We start from the raw sequence: 17,736 nt of genomic DNA on the forward strand, positions 1-17,736 counted from the left end.
TCTTGCGGTTCTACGGTGCGGGGGCGGCCTCCTCGGGAAGAGGTACCGGTGGCAGCGGTGTCGGCTGCACGCCGGGTGCGACGACCACGAACGGTTCCGAACCCGGGGTTGCGCCAGGGTCACGCGGAGCGCCGGGAGGCGGTGCGGGCGGCAGGCCCGGCCACAGCGGCGTGCCGTCCGGTGCGTACAGCGGCGCACCGTAGGCCGGGGCTCCGGGACCGGGGATCGGCCCGGGCGCCGGGCCACCGAAGGTGTTGCGGATGCTCGGGGGTTCGGGCACCGCGCGGGTCGTCGGCAGGTAGTTGCCGTACATCGGGAACGCGATACCCGGGTTGGGGCGCCAGTCCAGGCCGGTGCCGAAGCCGGTGTTGGTGATGAGCTGGCGCACCGGCCAGTTCTGGTCGACGATCGGCAGCGAGCCGCAACCCGGCTTGCCGCCGGGCCCGCCCTTGGCGCCGACGACCGGCAGGTTCTGCGGGAACTTGTAGGGATCGTTGCCGGGGCGGATACCGGCGTCGAGGATGAACGACTTGCCGTTGCCGCCGGTGGCCTCGTAACCGCCGTGCTCCAGAAGGTATTTCGCGCCGACGAGCATGCAGGTGTACTCGGGGTCGTACTTGGACAGCAGGTCGGTGGTCGGCTGCAGGGTGTTGACGGCCTTGATCAGGTTGGCCTGGTTGGGGGCCAGCAGCTCGATGCCCTTGTTGGAGAACCCGGTGGTGGCCAGCAGCAGTGCGTCCAGCTGTTGGGCGTGGCTGGCGACGGTGACCGCCGTGGTGGATGCGGCATCGAGGGTGGACAGGATGTCCTGCGCCGCACCGCTGTAGGCGTCACTGAAACCTTGCAGCGACTTCCAGTCCGCGCGGATGGTCTCGCTGCGCGGGTTGATCGCGAGCAGCACCTGGTTGGCGTCGGTGGTGGCCTGACCGATGCGCTCACCCTGTCCCCGTACGCCTTCGGCGAGCGCCGAGAGCACCGCGTTCAGCTTGGCGGTGTCGATCTTGTCCAGTACGCCGACCAGGTTCTGGAAGACGGTGTTGACCTCGGTGGTGACGTTCAGCGACGTGAGCACCTGGTTCTTCTGAAGGCGCTGCGAACTCGGGTCGTCCGGGTACACCAGGTCGACGAACTTGGCCCCGAAGATGGTGGTGGCCCGAATCCTGGCCTCCACGTTGGCCGGGATGAAGCGGACCTGGTCGGGGTCGATCTCCAGGCGCAGCGATACCGGCGCCGCGCTCTCGGAATTGCCGCCGGAGATGGCGCTGACCTTGCCCACCTGCACGCCACGCATCTTCACCTTGGCGTTGGTCTCCATGACCAGTCCGGAACGGTCCGAGGTCAGCGTGACCGGGACGTTGGACTTCAGGTCGCCGGTGAACAGCGAGTACGACAGCCACACCGAGCCGACCAGGAACAGCACCAGGAACAGCGTCCACCAACCGGGCGCCAGGCCTTTTTCGCGAGAGTAATGGTCCATATGCGTCAACCGGCCAAGTTGAAGTTGCCCGATTGCCCGTACACGGCGAGCGAGATCATCACCACGACGAACGCGGAGATCACCAGCGACGTGCGCACCGCCCGGCCGACGGCCTCACCGACGCCGGCGGGGCCGCCGCTGGCGGTGAAGCCGTAATAGGTGTGCACCAGCATGATCACGATGGCCATGGCGATCGACTGCACGAACGACCAGATCAGGTCGATGGGATTGAGGAACGTGTCGAAGTAGTGGTCGTAGATGCCGATGGACTGGCCGTAGATGGCGGTGGTGCCCAGCTTGGCCGCCCAGAACGACATCAGTACACCGACGCAGTACAGCGGGATCACCACGATGACACCGGCGATGACGCGGGTCGACGCGAGGTAGGCGACGCTGCGGATGCCGATGACCTCGAGAGCGTCGATCTCCTCGTTGATGCGCATGGCGCCCAACTGCGCGGTGGCGCCGGCGCCGATGGTCGCCGACAGTGCGATGGCCGTGGTCGCCGGCGCGATGAGCCGCACGTTGAAGAAGGCCGACGCGAACCCGGTGAGCGCTTCGACGCCGATCTCGGCGAACTGGTTGTAGCCCTGCACGGCGACCAGCGCGCCGGTGCTGACGGTCAGGAAGCCGACGATGGCCACGGTGCCGCCGATGATCGCCAAAGCGCCGGTGCCGAGGCCCATCTGGGCGATGAGCCGGATCAGTTCCTTGGGGTAGTTGAGGAACACGTCGGGAATCGAGCGCAGGGTGCGACCGAAGAACTTGGTCTGCACACCCACCTGGTTCCAGCCGTCGACGAGACCACCGAAAGATCGGCGGACCCGGTGGCCCAGTGCCCCACTCACATCGTGGCCTTCACGCCGACGGCCGTCGCGACGACGTTGATGGCGAACAGCGTCATGAACGTGAACACCACCGTCTCGTTCACGGCGTTACCGACACCGGCGGGCCCACCGCCCACGGAAATGCCCTTGTAGCAGGCGATCAGGCCGGCCGCGAGACCGAACAGCGCGGCCTTGGCGAGCGCGATGACGACGTCGGCGGGGCCGGTGACCAGCGTCAGACCGGCCACGAATGCACCGGGCGACACGTGCTGGACGTAGACGCAGAAGAGGTACGCGCCGGTCAGGCCCACCAGCACCACGGTCGCCGACAGCGCCAGCGAGACCATCGTCGCGGCCATCACGCGCGGAATCACCAGGGCCTGAATGGGATTGATACCCATGACGCGCAACGCGTCGAGTTCGTCACGGATGGTCCGCGCGCCGAGGTCGGCGCACATCGCGGTGGCACCGGCGCCGGCGATCACCAACACCGTGACGATGGGCCCGATCTGGCTCACGGTGCCCAGCGCGGCACCCGTTCCGGAGAAGTCGGCCGCACCGAACTCGGTGAGCAGGATGTTGAACGTGAAGGTGAGCAGCACCGTGTACGGGATGGTGAGCATCAAGGTCGGCAGGATCGCCACCCGGGCGACGAACCAGGACTGCAGGATGAATTCACGCCAGGCGAACGGCGGTCGCCACATCAGGACGAAGACGTCCAGCGTCATCGAGAAGAAGCCGCCGAACGCGCGGACGGGTTTGGCAATGACCGCGGGCACCGCATCGGACGGGGCCATTAACGCAGCCGCCCTGACCTGTACGTCTGCCGCATTACCTGCTTATTCCCTTCCACATGCCCCGACGGTGCCGCTGTCACACGAATCTGACCACAGGCACCACCATGGACGGGCAAGAACGTACATAACGATTTTCCCGTCAGCAACATCTACGGGTGCGCACCGCAATCGGCGGTCAGGAAATAAAATACGGGGCCTTACCGCTCAATATTTGCCAGCCCCCAGAGCGCGCATCGAGAAGCTCACCACCCGGCGCTTGGCGACCTCGGTGAGGACCGGGTCGGCGATCGACGGGACACTGAGCTCGCGGCTCACCAGCGCGCTGATCGCGACCGCGTCACTCTCAGGGTCGGCCAGCGGAAATGACCCATCCTCGACACCTCGCCGCAGAATTTCGATCAGCGACCGCTCCCGGTTGGCGCGCGCGAGCTCGCGGGCGTGCGGATAACCTCTGGCCGCCCGCATCTCGTCGGACTCCATCACCGCGAGGTAGCTGGACACCAACGGTTCGGTCGCCAGCGCAAACATCTGCTCGATCCACCGCCGCACCTGCTCCGCCGGGGTGCCGGGCCCGCCGGCAATCTCGTCGAGCCACCCGGACAGCGTCGCCGTCAGGTTCTGCAGCATCGCCAGGAACAGGTCGTCCTTGGACTCGAAATGCCGATAGAAAGCGCGGCTGGAAACCGCGGCCCTGGCCAGGATCGCCGCGACCGGGACGGGCCCCTCGTGCGGCTCGAGGAGGCAGACGTAGGTGGCGTCGATGATGCGGCCACGTTCGTCGGCATCGGGACGATCAGGCGGCACAACGCGAGATTCTAGGGACGGCCGCACGGCTGGACCGCCGAATGGTGGAATCGGGCCGCTGGGTAACGTGACCGGAGGTCGGCGAGAGGATGCCCGTGAGCACAGCAGACAACGCACCACAGACGGTCACCTTGCGTGGCGTCGATGATCTGGCCTTGGTCGGCGACGAATGGAACCGCGGCATCGAGACCGAGCTGCCCACCGTGCTGCTGCTGCACGGCGGCGGCCAGAACCGTCACTCGTGGAAGAACACCGGGCAGATCCTGGCTGACCGCGGCATGCATGTCCTCGCGCTGGACAGCCGCGGGCACGGCGACAGCGACCGCTCCCCCACGGCCAACTACGCCGTCGAAACCCTGTGCGCCGACACCTTGCAGGTGCTGTATCAGATCGGCCGGCCGGTGGTGCTGATCGGCGCCAGCATGGGTGGACTGACCGGCATCCTCGCCGCGCACGAGGCGGGACCGGAACTGGTGACCAAGCTGGTGCTCGTAGATGTGGTGCCGCGGTTCGAGAAGGACGGCAGCGCCCGCATCCGAGACTTCATGTTCAACCACGTGCACGGCTTCGATTCGCTGGAGCAGGCGGCCGACGCGGTGGCCGAATACCTGCCGCATCGCCCGAAACCCCGTAGCACCGAAGGGTTGAAGAAGAACCTGCGGCTACGCGACGGCCGGTGGTACTGGCATTGGGATCCGGCCTTCCTGACCAAACCCGGCGATGATCCGTTCACCCGGGTGGACAAGATGGAACAGGCCGCCATGAACCTCACGGTGCCGATCCTGTTGATTCGCGGGCGGCTCTCCGACGTCGTATCCGAAGAGGGCGTCAGGGATTTCCTGGAGAAGGTGCCCGCAGCCGAGTTCGTCGAGTTGTCCGACGCCGGGCACACCGCCGCCGGGGATGACAACGACGCCTTCACCAACGTGGTCGTCGACTTCGTCACCCGATAATTCCCGTGTCCCCCAAAGGTTTCAACTTCCTGGAGCAACCCGCACTGCCAGGCCCGCAGGTGTCCGTTGCGCAGGCCGAGCAGTTGCTGCGCACCCACTACGGTGTCACCGGCGAGGCGACCTTGCTGGGCAGCCAACAGGATTGCAACTTTCTGGTGCATGACGGCGGCGAACCCGTCGCGGTGCTCAAGATCGCCAATCCGGCGTTCTCGGCCGTCGAGCTGGAAGCTCAGGACGCCGCCGCCGACCGCATCGCGGGCGCCTACCCCGAACTGCGGGTCGCCACCCCGATGCCCACGATCACCGGCGAGAAGTACGCCACCACAACCGAACTCGGCGAATCACCGGCATACGTCCGGCTGCTGCCGTACCTGACCGGGGGCGCCCTGACCGAAGCGGGCTACCTCACGCCACCGGTGGTGGCCGCGATGGGTGAACTCGCGGCGCAGGTGAGCCTTGCGCTGGCCGACTTCAGCCATCCTGGCACCGACCGTGCCCTGCAGTGGGATCTGCGTTTCGGCGATGCCGTGATGGCTGAACTGATCTCCCATCTACCGGTGCATGCGGACCGCGTCTCGGTGACCGCGGCCCAGGCCTGGGCGCAGATCGAGACACTGGCCGCCGACCTGCCCCGCCAAGCCGTGCATCTGGACCTCACCGACGCGAACGTGGTGGCCGGCCCGGCGGGCACACCCGACGGTGTCATCGATTTCGGCGACCTGTCCGACACCTGGGCGGTATCCGAGCTGGCCATCACGCTGTCCTCGGTGCTCGGCCATCCGGGCACCGACCCCACCTCGATACTGCCCGGGGTCAAGGCTTTTCACGCGATCAGGCCGCTGTCGGTCGCCGAGGCACGGGCACTGTGGCCCCTGCTGGTGCTGCGCACCGCGGTACTGCTGGTCAGTGGCGCGCAACAAGCGGCACTCGACCCGGGCAACGCCTACGTCACCGAACAGTCCGATGCCGAGTGGCGGATGTTCGAGCAGGCCACCTCGCTTCCGCTGGAGGTGATGACGGCGTTGATCCTTGCGGAGCTGGGACTGGCGACCGAGCCGACCGAGGTGGCGGTGGAAAACCGGCTGATCGCCGACCTGGACCCGGATTCGGTGGTGGCTCTCGACCTTTCGGACACCCGCGAAAGCTCTGACGTACTCGCCGAGGTTGCCGTGCGCGAAGGTGCGGCACTGGTCATCACCCGGTTCGGGCAGCCGCAACTCCAGCGCGCTCCGCTGCTCAGCCACGACAGCCCGGACGTGGTCGAGACCGGGGTCAGCCTGTGGCCCGCGGCCGCCACCCGGGTGCTCGCACCGTGGGACGCCGAGGTCACCGACCGCGCCGATGACCGGATCACGTTGCGCGGAATCGACTTCGAGCTGACGATGACCGGCCTGGAAGCCGGGGCCGCACCGGGCCATGTGCATGCCGGGGAGCACCTCGGCGTGCTGGGCGGGCAGCGGTGGGCGGCGCTGTCGGTCCGTCCCGCGGGCACGCCGGCGGCACCGCAATTCGTGCGCGCCGAGTTGGCGCCCGGCTGGTTGGCGGCGGCCCGCGACCCGCGTCCGCTCCTGGGCCTGGATCCCCTGCCCGCACCCGAACCGGAACGAGACCTGCTGGCGCGCCGCGACGACAGCTTCGCGCAGGTGCAGGAGCGCTACTACCGCCGTCCGCCGCATATCGAACGCGGACAACGTCATTACCTGATGTCGACGGCCGGCCGGGTGTATCTGGACATGGTCAACAACGTGACCGTGCTGGGACATGCGCATCCTCGGGTGGCCGAGGCGGCGGCCCGCCAGCTCGGCCGGCTCAACACCAACTCGCGGTTCAACTACGAGGCGGTGGTCGAGTTCAGTGAGCGGATCACCGCCACGCTGCCCGACCCGCTCGACACCGTGTTCATGGTCAATTCAGGTTCGGAGGCAAGCGATCTGGCGATCCGGCTGGCCACGGCCGCCACGGGTCGCAGGGATGTGGTGGCCGTGCGCGAGGCGTATCACGGCTGGACCTACGCCACCGACGCGGTGTCGACGTCCACCGCCGACAATCCGAACGCGCTCTCCACCCGGCCGGATTGGGTGCACACCGTGGAGTCCCCCAACAGTTTTCGCGGTAAGTACCGTGGTGCCGAAGCGGCCAGGTACGCCATCGATGCCGTCGCCCAGATCGAGCAGATGTCCGCGGACGGCCGTCCGCCTGCCGGCTTCATCTGCGAACCGGTGTACGGCAACGCCGGTGGGATGGCGCTGCCGCCGGGCTACCTTGCGCAGGTGTACGCGGCGGTGCGGGCCGCGGGCGGGCTGGCCATCGCCGACGAGGTCCAGGTCGGCTACGGCCGGCTGGGGACGTGGTTCTGGGGTTTCCACGAACAGCAGGTGGTGCCCGACATCGTGTCGGTGGCCAAGGCCACCGGCAACGGTTACCCGTTGGGTGTGGTGATCACCAGTCGCGCCGTCGCCGACGCGTTCCGCTCCCAGGGGTACTTCTTCTCCTCGACCGGCGGCAGCCCGCTGTCGAGCACCATCGGGATCACCGTGCTCGACGTGCTGCGCGACGAGGGCCTGCAGGACAATGCGTTGCGGGTGGGCACCCATCTGAAGAACCGGCTGCTGGCACTACGGGACAAGCACCCGCTGATCGGCACGGTGCACGGGATGGGCCTGTATCTGGGCGTGGAGATGATCCGCGATCCCGAGACGCTGGAACCGGCGCCCACCGAGACCATGGCGATCTGCGAGCGGATGCTCGAGCTCGGAGTGGTCATCCAGCCGACCGGTGATCATCAGAACATCCTGAAGACCAAACCGCCGCTGTGCATCGACATGGCCGGGGCCGACTTCTACGTCGACACCCTGGACCGCGCCCTCACCGAACTCTTCCCCGCGAGCGTGCGCGTCTGTACAGAGACGCGCCGCAAAGACTGACATTGTGCGCACGCTCGCGGGCGTCGGGCGCTACTTTTCTGCCTCCGCCAGCCGCTGGTGCAGCCGGGCCCGGATGTCGTCGGGGGTGTACGCCTTGCGCTTGCGTTGATCCCGCGCCACCAGCGCACCACCGGCCACCACCCCGGCGACACCGGCCAACCCGACCCACTTCCAGATGCTTCGCATGAAGCGATTGTGCATAAGCTGCCCGAGTGAATGCACACACGGTGTCGCTGACCCAGGCGCTGCAGGAAACCCGCACGGGCGATATCTGGCTGTTCCGCGGCGACTCCGGCCCCGACCGGGCCATCCAGACACTCACCAACGCACCGGTCAATCACGTCGGGATGACGGTGGCGATCGATGATCTGCCGCCGCTGATCTGGCACGCCGAACTCGGGCAGAAGCTGCTGGACCTCTGGACCGGCACGAATCACCGCGGCGTACAGCTCAACGACGCGCGCGAGGTCGTCGAGCAGTGGGTGCACGGCTACGGGCAGCGCTGCTGGTTGCGCCAGCTGTCCCCCTACGCGACCCGTGCGCAGGAGGACCAGATGCTGCAGGTGATCGCACGGATGAACGGCACGGCGTTTCCCACGACGGCCCGGCTGACCGGTCGGTGGCTGCGCGGTCGGCTGCCCATCGTCAGCGATTTCACCCGGGGCTTGCCGTTCGTACACAAGCGGGTCCGCGAGTCGGCCGAGCGGAGCAAGTCACACCGGCGGACCGTCGGCCTGGAGACCGCCTACTGCGCCGAGACGGTGGCCATCACGTACGAGGAGATGGGCCTGCTACACACCGAGAAGCGGGAGAATTACTTCGACCCGGGCAAGTTCTGGAGCGGCGACACCCTGTCCCTGACCGCCGGATCCGCACTGGGTGACGAGATCGCCGTCGAGGTCGGGTCACCCCCGGCATAACCACGGCCACCCGTGCGTTATATGAGGCAGACCGAGCCGTCGATACTACCCCCGAGGTCGACGGCTCGGTCTCCGAGTTTGCTTGCACTGCAGTGCTTTTAGCCCAGTGATCGCGGCAACCCCGCCGGTGCGACCCATCGGCGGGTTAACGCTGTCCGCAGGCCCGGCGATAAAGGGTGCAGAGCGCATTCTTGGGATCGGTAGCGATCCGCAGGGCGCGTACTGGATGCGACAACGCGTCCGGACGCCGGCGCCTGACGGAAGGACCCGACATGTTCCGAATCGCACGGATGGCGGCCACGGTGGCCGTGACCGGCGGGCTGGGTCTGGCAGGTATGGCCCTGTCCGCCGGTCCCGCCTACGCCGACGGACCCAGCTATCAGGGCGGCAACTGTCCGGGCGGGCTGACCTGCACGCACTGGTGCCCGGGCGACCCGCTGATCCCCGGCGCCGAGTTCGGCGTCATCAGCTGGGACTGGAACATCTGCCACGACTGGTATTGGAACTCCGAAGGCACGGTGGACATCGCCACCAACACCATCTACCCGTGGCGCGGGACACCACATCAGGCGGCGCCGGTGCCTCCCGCACCGCCCGCTCCGCCACCGGCGCCCCCACAGCCGCTGCCCGCCGACTGCCCGCCGTGGTCACCGTTCCTGGCGCCGTCGAGGTGCGGCGGACTGTAGTTCCCGGCGCCGTAACACCGCGGCGAAGAGTATCAATACTCTTCGCCGCGGTGTTTTGTGCGTGCGAATAGTGTTCGTATTCAGCATCTTTGGCTCGTCTTCGGCTCCAAGAATTCGTCAAGTTCCCGGTCCTACTTTGATGTCACCACAAAAACAGCGGCCCACCCGGACCGCGACCGACAACAAAGGAGCACACCATGAACGCCACTCACAACCTCAAGAAGATCGTCATCGGCGCACTGCTGTCCGGCGGCGTCGCAGCCGCCGGGCTCGGCCTGAGCACCGGCACCGCCCTCGCCCAGCCGCAGGGCCCCGGCGTCGGCGTCGACTACTCCGACGTGGGCCCGCTGGTGACCTGCAACGCCTGCCAGGTCCTCAAGCCCGGCGACGGCTCGGTGAAAATCCGGGTCCCCGAGTTCCGGCAGGCCCCCTCCTTCAACCCGACCGGCGGCGTCAACCCCGTGGAGGCTCCCTCGGTCGCCGTTCCGTCCGCCGGCCGCTGACCCATCACCAGGCTTCGGCCCGTCACCGGATGACTCCGGCGTCGGGCCGATCGCCATGAGAGGACTCTGCATGGAGATCGTCGCCCGGTCGCTGCCCATGGTGACGATCGCCCTGCTCGCGGGCTGCGCCGCCCCGCATGTGACTCCAGCGATGCCGACCGTCACGGTCACGGTGACAGCCGCCCCGCCGACACCTGCCGTCGAGCCGGCCGCATGCTCGGATGACGACCTCGAGGTCACCAATGGGCCGATGGCGTCCGCGAACACGCAGCGACGGGTCCTGGTGTCGATCCGGAACTCCTCGGCGCACGCGTGCACGATGGTCGGCTACCCGGGCGTCGCTCTGGTGACGCCTGCCGGCGGCGTGCTGATCGACGTCCCAAGGCGACCGGCCGACGCGGCGCCACGACTGACCGTGCAACCCGGCGAAGCGGGCACCGCCGATGTGCTGACCTATGCGATCGACACGGAGACCGGCAACTCCTGCGCCCGCTGGGGCCGGCTGGTGGTCACCCCGCCCGACGGCTATGTCGCGCACCCGCTGCCGGTCGATCTGCCGATCTGCGGCGCGAGCGTCAGCCCGGTGGGGTGACGGCGTCAGCCGATGGTGCAGGGCAGGCTCTTGATGCCGTGCACGAACGGTGACCGCAGCAGCTCGGGAGGTGCGGTGGCGTGCAGATCAGGGAACGCCGCCAACAGCGTGCCGAGCACCACCCGCATCTCCATGCGGGCCAGGGTCGCGCCCAGACAGAAGTGCGGACCGCCTGCCCCGAATGCGTAGTGGTCGCGGGCATTCGGCCGGGTGATGTCGAAATCCGCCGGCCGGTGGAACACGGTCGGGTCATGGTTGGCCGCGACGTACCAGACGACGACCTTGTCGCCGGCGAGGATGTCGTGCGGTCCCAGAAGGGTGTCGGCGGTGGCGGTCCGGCGCATGTGCAGCACCGGTGAGCTCCAGCGCAGGACTTCCTCGATCGCGTTGTCCTGCAGTTCCTCGAAGCGGCCGGCCAGCTCGTGCTTCTGCTCGGGGTGCGCACTGAGCAGGTGCATGGCCCAGGCCAGGCCGGTGCGGGTGGTGTCATTGCCCGCCGCGGCGAGCAGCAGGATGAACGACCCGAATTCCTGTGCGGTGAGGCGTTTTCCATCGACCTCGGCGAGCATCAGCTGGGAGGTGATGTCGTCGCCGGGATGCTGCCGCCGCTGTCTGCCCAGCTTGATGGTGTAGTCGAAGAACTCGACCACGGCGCCGATGCTGGTGTCGGCGTCGCTGACCGTGCTGTCGTTGACGCCGAGGATGAGGTCGATGAGCTCACGCAGACGTGGGCGGTCGGCCTTCGGAATGTCGAGCAGATCGGCGATCACCTGGAATGGCAGGTGCGCACCGACCGTGTCGACGAAATCGAATTCGCGCGCCTCCCGGATCTGGTCGACCAGGGCATCGGAGAGTTGCCCGACGTAGTCGGTCATCTGCCGGATGGCGCGCGGCGAGAAGGCGACCTGCACCAGGCGCCGGTACTGCTGGTGCTTGGGATCATCCATGACGATGATCGAGCCGAGCATCTCCAACAGTTCCGGTGGCATGTCGTCCATCGAGAACCCCTGGGTGCTGGTGAAACTCTCGGGGTCGCGCGTCACCGCACGCACACCGGCGTAGGAGGTCACCGACCAGAACCCGCGCCCCACGTCGGGTTGCACGAATTCGATACCGCCGCTGCGTTCGCGGATCACGTCGAAGTCGGCCAGCCGGGTGGCGATGTCGTTGTCCCAGAACGGACTCAGATTGGCCGGATTCAGTCGAGGGTCGTTGACGGTCCGCATGAAACCTCCGCGTCGATGCCAGACCGACGGTGCCATACTTTTTGGTATGGCGCAATGCCCGGTCGGCGTTACCGTGAGGCATGGACGATCGCGAAATCCGGCACGCGCTCGAGACACATTGGGCGGCTTCCGACGACAACGACTTCGACACCGAACACGGGATCTACCGCGACGACGCGGTGCTGGAGTATCCGCAGTCCGGTGAGCGGATCCGGGGCCGCGCCAACATTCAGGCGTCGCGCACCGCACAGCCCAACGCCAAACGGTTCACACTGCGCCGGATTCTCGGCAGCGGTGATCTGTGGATCAGCGAGCTGGTGCTCACCTATGACGGCGAGCCGTCTTACGTCGTGAGCATCATGGAGTTCGACGCCGGCTCCGTCATCCGAGAAACCCAGTACTTCGGCGACCCCTTCGAGCCCGGGCCGTCCCGGGCCCAGTTCGTGGACTGATCAGACCCCGAATTTGGCACGCGCCGCATCCGTCACCGGGGTGAACAGGTTGACCAGGTTCCCGTCCGGATCCCGGAACAGCAGCGCCCGGTTGCCCCACGGCATGGTGGTGGGCTCCGTGACGACGGCACCGACGAGCGGGCGCAGCCGTTCGTATTCGGCGTCCACGTCGTCGACGAGGAACTCGACGATCGCGCTTCGATTGGCGGCAGGCTCGGCCGACCCGGCACCGAAGAGCGGCACGGTCTTGTCACTACCAATGGCCAGCGTCCCGGCCGGCGTCGGGATCTCGGCGAACAGTTCGTTACCCCATACCGCGTCGATCCCGGTGACCTGCTCGTAGAAGGCCGCCAGCCCGGCGACATCTGCGGTGATGATGCGTATCGATACGAATCTCATGCCGCGATGCTAGGTCGGGGCACCGACAAGCTAGTTCAGCTCCCCGCTCGAACCGGAACCCACGGCCACTCCCCGTGACGTGTCCTTGAGCGCCACCCCGGACCGCCCGAGCGCACGCGCCCCGGCGACCAGGCCGGCCGCGACGCGCGCCGCCTCCTGGTAGCCCAGCCCGTCCGGCGGATGGATGTTGGAGATGCAGTTGCGATCCGCGTCGGTGCACCCCGGGCGCGGGCGGTGCGTCAAGTAGATGCCGAGGCTGTCCGCGACACTGAGCCCGGGCCGCTCGCCGACGATGACCAGCAGCGTCCCATAGCCACCGCGCGCGGCGATGTGGTCGCCGAGCGCAACCCGCGCCTGCGTCGCGATGACCGGCGGCGCCAGCGAATACGTCTGTCCCAGTTGGGCTACCAGCGCCCGCAGCAGTGCGGCACCGTGGTGCATCAGGGCCGTCGGCGACAGTCCGTCGGCCAGCACGAATCCGATATCCGCGGGCGCGGCAGGCACCGTCGAGAGATCAGCGGGGCTCCGGCCCAGGTCGGGCCTGCGCAGATACTCACCCCGCGAGGTGGCCCGGCTGGTGACAGTGGCGGGGGTGCCGATGCCGACCTCGGCGACGGCAGCGGCCAGCGCCGCCACGTCCAAGGGCAGGTGCACGGCGTCGCGGGCCGCGGCGTGAGCAGCGTTCAATGCCAGCACTTCTCGCGTCGGCAGGCCATTGCCTGCGCGGCCGAGGCCGATCCTGGCCTGGGTGGTGGTGCGCAGTTCATCCCAGAACTTCTGGCGTGCGAGTTCCTCGGAGCTCATGACGTGCCCGCCGAGGTCAACGAACGCAGCGGCGACTGCGTGACGTCGAACGGCGTCAACCGGCCGGCCGTGTCGATCATGCCGATCCGACGCAGCCAGTCCTCGAATTCGGGCGCGGGCCGCAATCCGAGCGTGCGGCGGGTGGACAGCACATCGTGGAACGACAGGCTCTGATAGCCGAGCATCACGTCGTCGGCACCCGGAACGGTGATGACGAACGCGCACCCGGCCGCGGCCAGCAGCGTGAGCAGGTTGTCCATGTCGTTCTGGTCGGCTTCGGCGTGGTTGGTGTAGCAGACGTCGACGCCCATCGGCAGGCCGAGCAGCTTGCCGCAGAAGTGATCTTCCAGACCGGCGCGGATGATCTGCCTGCCGTCATACAGGTATTCCGGGCCGATGAACCCGACCACCGTGTTGACCAGCAGCGGCTGCAGGTCGCGCGCGACGGCGTAGGCGCGTACCTCCAGCGTCTGCTGGTCGACGGGTTTGCCGCCCACGCCGAGGTGGGTGTGTGAGCTCAGCGCCGAACCCTGCCCGGTTTCCAGGTACATCACGTTCTCGCCGACGGTGCCGCGATGCAGCGATCGGGCCGCCTCGTTGCCTTCGCGCAGCAGGTTGATGTCGACGCCGAACGCGGTATTGGCGCCTTCGGTGCCGGCGATCGACTGGAACACCAGGTCGACGGGCACGCCCTCTTCGATCAACCCGATGGTGGTGGTGATGTGCGACAGCACGCACGACTGCGCGGGAATGTCATAGCGGGCGCGGATCGAGTCCAGCAGGTGCAGCAGATCGGCTGTGGCGTGCGGTGAATCGGTTGCGGGGTTGATGCCGATGACGGCGTCACCGCAACCCAGCAGCAGCCCGTCGAGCACCGCTGCGGCGATTCCGCGCGGGTCGTCGGTCGGGTGGTTGGGCTGCAGCCGGGTGGCCAGAGTTCCCGGTGTGCCGACGGTGGTCCGGAACGCGGCGGTGACCTGGGTGGCTGCCGCGACCGCGATCAGATCCTGGTTGCGCATGATCTTGCTGACGGCGGCCACCATCTCGGGAGTGATGCCCGGACCGACCGACGCGATCCGCTGCGCACCGTCGTCACGAGAGGCGTTGTCCAGCAGCCAGTCCCGGAATCCGCCCACAGTCAGGTCCGAGATGTCCGCGAAGGCTTCCCGGTCGTGGGTGTCGATGATCAGGCGCGTCACTTCGTCGTCGTCGTAGGACACGACTTCCTCGTTGAGGAACGTCTCCAGCGGAAGGTCAGCCAAAACCCATGCGGCAGCAGCTCTCTCGGCATCCGAATCGGCCGCGCAGCCGGCAAGCTGGTCACCCGAACGCAGCGGGGTGGCCTTGGCCATCACCTCGACGAGGCCGTCGAAGGAATAGCCGGTCCCGGAAAGCTGCTGCCGGTAGATCATTTGAGTTCACTCTCCGCTTCGGCCAGCATCGCGAACTCTTCGTCGGGCGAGTTCGCCACCAGCCGATGCCGGCTGTACACCGCGAAGTATCCCATGAACGCGGCGAAGACGCCGAGGCAAGACAAGGCGGCGACGCTGTCCACCAGGAAGGTCGCGATGACCGCGAGGACGGCGATGACGAGCGCGAAGCCGGTTGTGATGGCGCCGCCGGGGGTGCGGTACGGCCGGTGCATCTCCGGTTCACGCCGGCGTAGCACGATGTGACTGACCATCATGAGGACGTAGCTCAGCGCGGCGCCGAAGACCGCCATGTTGAGCAGCAGCGCACCCTGTCCGGTCAGCGAGAGGACGAAGCCGATGACACCCGGGACGATCAGCGCCAGTGTGGGTGCCTTGCGAGAGTTGGTGACCGACAAGCGGGTTGGCAGGTAGCCGGCCCGGGACAGGGCGAACAACTGCCTCGAGTAGGCGTAGATGATGGAGAAGAAGCTGGCGATCAGGCCGGCCAGGCCGATGTAGTTGACCACCTTGGCGGCCACCCCGTCGCCGAGCGCCTCGACGAGCGGGTTCCCCGAGGACGACATCTCCTCGGCCCCGCCCGCGCCGGTGGTGAGGACGAGCACCACGGCGCAGCTGACGAGCAGCACCGAGATGGCGGCGATGATGCCACGGGGGACGTTGCGCTCTGGGTTGGCGGTCTCCTCGGCGGCCAACGGCACGCCTTCCACAGCGAGGAAGAACCAGATCGCGAAGGGAATTGCGGCCCAGATACCCATGTAGCCGTGCGGCAGCAGGGCCGATGCGCCGACCGCGTCGGTGGGGGCGATGTTGGTGAGGTTCGCGGCGTCGAACTGGCCGGCCGCGAAGATGGCGAAGACGACCAGGCCGACCAGCGCGATGGCGGTGATCACGAACATGACCTTCAGCGCCTCACCGACGCCGGAGAGATGGATGCCGATGAAGAGCACGTAGGCCGTCAGGTAGACCCACCAGCCGTCGGTGATGCCGAACAGGCCCAGCGATTCGACGTAGGCGCCGATGAAGGTCGCGATGGCCGCGGGTGCGATCGCATATTCGATGAGAATGGCTGTGCCGGTGGCGAATCCGCCCCACGGTCCGAGCGCGCGGCGGGCGAAGGTGTATCCGCCGCCTGCGGCCGGCAGCGCCGAGGACAGTTCGGCCATGCCGAGCACCAGGGCCAGGTACATCGCGGCGATCACCACGGCGGCGATGGCCAGTCCACCGAAACCGCCTTGGGCCAGACCGAAATTCCAGCCCGAGTAGTCGCCGGAGATGACATAGCTGACGCCCAGACCGGCCAGCAGAATCCAGCCGGCACTGCCCGATTTGAGCTGCCGCTTCTGCAGATAACTGGCGCTTTCCCGGTGTTCGTCCACCGCGCCGTGACTTGCCGTCACTTTCCACTCCCTCGATTGTGCGTTTCGTGAGGCCGCGGGCGACTGCCGGGCCGGTGGGCGACTTCGCAGCCCATAAGGTTGTTTTTCCAACCTTTAAAATAGTGTGACGTATGCCCCGGTTCTTGTCCAGCAATCCCGCAGATCACACCCCGAGCCGGGGACTCGGGGTGTGACCCGTGCACATCTCGCTAGAAGAAGCCTGCGGCGTTTTCGCTGTAGGAGACGAGGAGGTTTTTGGTCTGCTGGTAGTGATCGAGCATCATATGGTGGTTTTCCCGACCGATACCGGACTGCTTGTACCCACCGAACGCCGCATGCGCGGGATACTGGTGATAACAAGATATCCCGCCCGGCCCGGTACGCGGTATTCCCACTACGGCTCCACACCCCCGCCCCCAACCCATACAGGGTGTCATTGGCCTGAGCGATCGCATCCTCATAATCGGTGAACGACGTCACCGCCACCACCGGCCCGAAAATCTCCTCCTGAAAAATCCGCATCTTGTTATGCCCGGTGAAAATCGTCGGCGCCACATAAAACCCACCATTGAGATCMCCMCCCAACTCCGCRCGCTCCCCACCGGTCACCACCTGSGCACCCTCACCCTTACCGATCTCGATATAGGACAAGATCTTCTCCAACTGATCATTGGAAGCCTGCGCCCCGATCATCGTCTCGGTATCCAACGGATCGCCYTGGCGCACCGCCTTCGTCCGGATCGCCGCCAACGCCAAAAACTCATCGAAGATGTCAGCCTGAATCAACGACCGCGACGGACACGTACACACCTCACCCTGATTGAGGGCGAACATCGTGAACCCCTCCAACGCCTTGTCCTGATACGCATCGTTTTCGGCCAACACATCATTGAAGAACAAGTTCGGGCTCTTCCCACCCAACTCCAACGTGACCGGGATCAGATTCTGGCTSGCGTACTGCATGATCAACCGGCCCGTCGTSGTCTCCCCGGTGAACGCGATCTTCGCGATCCGATTCGACGACGCCAACGGCTTACCCGCCTCCACCCCGAACCCATTCACAATGTTCACCACGCCTGCGGGCAGCAAGTCACCGATCACCTCGAACAAATACAGRATCGAGGCCGGGGTCTGCTCCGCAGGCTTCAAGACGATCGCATTGCCCGCCGCCAACGCCGGCGCCAACTTCCACACCGCCATCAAAATGGGGAAATTCCACGGAATGATCTGCCCCACCACCCCCAACGGCTCATGAAAGTGATACGCCACCGTGTCCTCATCGATCTGRGACAACGACCCCTCCTGCGCCCGGATACACCCCGCGAAATACCGGAAATGATCCACCGCCAACGGAATATCAGCATTCAACGTCTCGCGGATCGGCTTCCCGTTATCCCASGACTCCGCCAGCGCGATCGACTCCAGATTCTCCTCAATCCGATCCGCAATCCGATTCAAGATCACCGCCCGCTCCGCCGGCGAAGTCTTCCCCCACCCCGGCGCCGCAGCATGCGCGGCATCCAACGCCGCCTCCACATCCACCTCATCCGAACGCGGAATCTC

General features: G+C 66.7%; 17 protein-coding genes and 1 pseudogene. 7 read left to right on the forward strand and 11 right to left on the reverse strand.

Translation table 11 applies throughout. The annotated features are described in order from the left end of the window. Positions 1–10: 10 nt before the first annotated feature. The 4 genes from AC1DY7_RS24780 to AC1DY7_RS24795 all read right to left on the reverse strand — a co-directional run bounded on the left by AC1DY7_RS24780 (position 11) and on the right by AC1DY7_RS24795 (position 3,905). Positions 11–1,477, reverse strand: coding sequence for an MCE family protein (locus tag AC1DY7_RS24780; RefSeq protein WP_477496384.1), 1,467 nt, complete (start codon positions 1,475–1,477; stop codon positions 11–13). A gap of 5 nt (positions 1,478–1,482) precedes the next feature. Beyond that, positions 1,483–2,313 carry an ABC transporter permease gene (locus AC1DY7_RS24785; protein WP_477496407.1) on the reverse strand — a complete coding sequence of 277 codons (831 nt, stop codon included), beginning with the start codon at positions 2,311–2,313 and terminating at the stop codon, positions 1,483–1,485. A gap of 8 nt (positions 2,314–2,321) precedes the next feature. Beyond that, positions 2,322–3,101 carry an MlaE family ABC transporter permease gene (locus AC1DY7_RS24790; protein WP_477496385.1) on the reverse strand — a complete coding sequence of 260 codons (780 nt, stop codon included), beginning with the start codon at positions 3,099–3,101 and terminating at the stop codon, positions 2,322–2,324. Positions 3,102–3,305: 204 nt separating this feature from the next. After that, positions 3,306–3,905 carry a TetR/AcrR family transcriptional regulator gene (locus AC1DY7_RS24795; RefSeq protein WP_477496386.1) on the reverse strand — a complete coding sequence of 200 codons (600 nt, stop codon included), beginning with the start codon at positions 3,903–3,905 and terminating at the stop codon, positions 3,306–3,308. 89 nt (positions 3,906–3,994) lie between these two features. On the opposite strand from AC1DY7_RS24795, the gene AC1DY7_RS24800 reads away from it, so the two are divergent. Both AC1DY7_RS24800 and AC1DY7_RS24805 read left to right on the forward strand, forming a co-directional pair. Then, positions 3,995–4,858, forward strand: a complete 864-nt coding sequence (locus tag AC1DY7_RS24800; protein WP_477496387.1) for an alpha/beta fold hydrolase — start codon at positions 3,995–3,997, stop codon at positions 4,856–4,858. A gap of 5 nt (positions 4,859–4,863) precedes the next feature. Beyond that, entirely contained in the window at positions 4,864–7,782 is a 2,919-nt protein-coding gene (locus AC1DY7_RS24805; RefSeq protein WP_477496388.1) for an aminotransferase, read from the forward strand. A gap of 30 nt (positions 7,783–7,812) precedes the next feature. On the opposite strand, the gene AC1DY7_RS24810 is transcribed toward AC1DY7_RS24805, so the two are convergent. Next, on the reverse strand, positions 7,813–7,968 hold the full coding sequence (locus tag AC1DY7_RS24810; RefSeq protein ID WP_477496389.1) for a hypothetical protein: 156 nt from the start codon (positions 7,966–7,968) through the stop codon (positions 7,813–7,815). Positions 7,969–7,994: 26 nt separating this feature from the next. Between AC1DY7_RS24810 and AC1DY7_RS24815 the strand changes: the two genes are divergently transcribed. The 4 genes from AC1DY7_RS24815 (at position 7,995) to AC1DY7_RS24830 (ending at position 10,483) form a co-directional block, all read left to right on the forward strand. After that, positions 7,995–8,702 carry a guanylate cyclase gene (locus tag AC1DY7_RS24815; RefSeq protein ID WP_477496390.1) on the forward strand — a complete coding sequence of 236 codons (708 nt, stop codon included), beginning with the start codon at positions 7,995–7,997 and terminating at the stop codon, positions 8,700–8,702. Positions 8,703–8,974: 272 nt separating this feature from the next. Beyond that, positions 8,975–9,388, forward strand: coding sequence for a hypothetical protein (locus AC1DY7_RS24820; RefSeq protein WP_477496391.1), 414 nt, complete (start codon positions 8,975–8,977; stop codon positions 9,386–9,388). A 197-nt stretch (positions 9,389–9,585) separates the two neighbouring features. Continuing rightward, the gene (locus tag AC1DY7_RS24825) at positions 9,586–9,891 is read left to right on the forward strand and encodes a hypothetical protein (protein ID WP_477496392.1); all 306 of its coding nucleotides are present in this window, start codon (positions 9,586–9,588) and stop codon (positions 9,889–9,891) included. Between the two features lie 70 nt (positions 9,892–9,961). Beyond that, complete coding sequence (locus tag AC1DY7_RS24830) at positions 9,962–10,483, forward strand: DUF4232 domain-containing protein (RefSeq protein WP_477496393.1); 522 nt, start codon at positions 9,962–9,964, stop codon at positions 10,481–10,483. A 5-nt stretch (positions 10,484–10,488) separates the two neighbouring features. On the opposite strand, the gene AC1DY7_RS24835 is transcribed toward AC1DY7_RS24830, so the two are convergent. Continuing rightward, complete coding sequence (locus AC1DY7_RS24835) at positions 10,489–11,709, reverse strand: cytochrome P450 (RefSeq protein ID WP_477496394.1); 1,221 nt, start codon at positions 11,707–11,709, stop codon at positions 10,489–10,491. Positions 11,710–11,789: 80 nt separating this feature from the next. Between AC1DY7_RS24835 and AC1DY7_RS24840 the strand changes: the two genes are divergently transcribed. Further along, positions 11,790–12,161 (forward strand): nuclear transport factor 2 family protein, encoded by a 372-nt coding sequence (locus AC1DY7_RS24840; protein WP_477496395.1) that lies wholly within the window; start codon positions 11,790–11,792, stop codon positions 12,159–12,161. Here AC1DY7_RS24840 and AC1DY7_RS24845 read toward each other — a convergent pair whose 3' ends face one another. The 5 genes and pseudogenes from AC1DY7_RS24845 to AC1DY7_RS24865 form a co-directional block, all read right to left on the reverse strand. Then, entirely contained in the window at positions 12,162–12,560 is a 399-nt protein-coding gene (locus AC1DY7_RS24845) for a VOC family protein (protein ID WP_477496396.1), read from the reverse strand. Positions 12,561–12,590: 30 nt separating this feature from the next. Next, positions 12,591–13,364 carry an ethanolamine ammonia-lyase subunit EutC gene (gene eutC, locus AC1DY7_RS24850; protein WP_477496397.1) on the reverse strand — a complete coding sequence of 258 codons (774 nt, stop codon included), beginning with the start codon at positions 13,362–13,364 and terminating at the stop codon, positions 12,591–12,593. After that, positions 13,361–14,776: an ethanolamine ammonia-lyase subunit EutB gene (locus AC1DY7_RS24855; RefSeq protein ID WP_477496398.1), complete on the reverse strand. Its 1,416-nt coding sequence runs from the start codon at positions 14,774–14,776 to the stop codon at positions 13,361–13,363. The genes eutC and AC1DY7_RS24855 overlap by 4 nt, the downstream gene beginning before the upstream one ends. Then, on the reverse strand, positions 14,773–16,194 hold the full coding sequence (gene eat / locus AC1DY7_RS24860; RefSeq protein WP_477496399.1) for an ethanolamine permease: 1,422 nt from the start codon (positions 16,192–16,194) through the stop codon (positions 14,773–14,775). Before eat ends, AC1DY7_RS24855 begins: the two co-directional genes overlap by 4 nt. Before the next feature lie 188 nt (positions 16,195–16,382). Then, positions 16,383–17,736, reverse strand: a pseudogene (locus tag AC1DY7_RS24865) (aldehyde dehydrogenase family protein); the annotation flags it as partial.

The organism is Mycobacterium sp. P2_H7 (genome assembly GCF_056403275.1).

Excerpts from the sequence above, each read along its gene's own strand:
- AC1DY7_RS24800 (WP_477496387.1), top strand. The coding sequence starts at position 3,995 with ATGCCCGTGAGCACAGCAGACAACGCACCACAGACGGTCACCTTGCGT.
- AC1DY7_RS24840 (WP_477496395.1), top strand. The coding sequence starts at position 11,790 with ATGGACGATCGCGAAATCCGGCACGCGCTCGAGACACATTGGGCGGCT.
- AC1DY7_RS24830 (WP_477496393.1), top strand. The coding sequence starts at position 9,962 with ATGGAGATCGTCGCCCGGTCGCTGCCCATGGTGACGATCGCCCTGCTC.
- AC1DY7_RS24855 (WP_477496398.1), bottom strand. The coding sequence starts at position 14,776 with ATGATCTACCGGCAGCAGCTTTCCGGGACCGGCTATTCCTTCGACGGC.
- AC1DY7_RS24825 (WP_477496392.1), top strand. The coding sequence starts at position 9,586 with ATGAACGCCACTCACAACCTCAAGAAGATCGTCATCGGCGCACTGCTG.
- AC1DY7_RS24820 (WP_477496391.1), top strand. The coding sequence starts at position 8,975 with ATGTTCCGAATCGCACGGATGGCGGCCACGGTGGCCGTGACCGGCGGG.
- AC1DY7_RS24780 (WP_477496384.1), bottom strand. The coding sequence starts at position 1,477 with ATGGACCATTACTCTCGCGAAAAAGGCCTGGCGCCCGGTTGGTGGACG.
- AC1DY7_RS24835 (WP_477496394.1), bottom strand. The coding sequence starts at position 11,709 with ATGCGGACCGTCAACGACCCTCGACTGAATCCGGCCAATCTGAGTCCG.
- eutC (WP_477496397.1), bottom strand. The coding sequence starts at position 13,364 with ATGAGCTCCGAGGAACTCGCACGCCAGAAGTTCTGGGATGAACTGCGC.
- AC1DY7_RS24845 (WP_477496396.1), bottom strand. The coding sequence starts at position 12,560 with ATGAGATTCGTATCGATACGCATCATCACCGCAGATGTCGCCGGGCTG.
- AC1DY7_RS24790 (WP_477496385.1), bottom strand. The coding sequence starts at position 3,101 with ATGGCCCCGTCCGATGCGGTGCCCGCGGTCATTGCCAAACCCGTCCGC.
- AC1DY7_RS24810 (WP_477496389.1), bottom strand. The coding sequence starts at position 7,968 with ATGCGAAGCATCTGGAAGTGGGTCGGGTTGGCCGGTGTCGCCGGGGTG.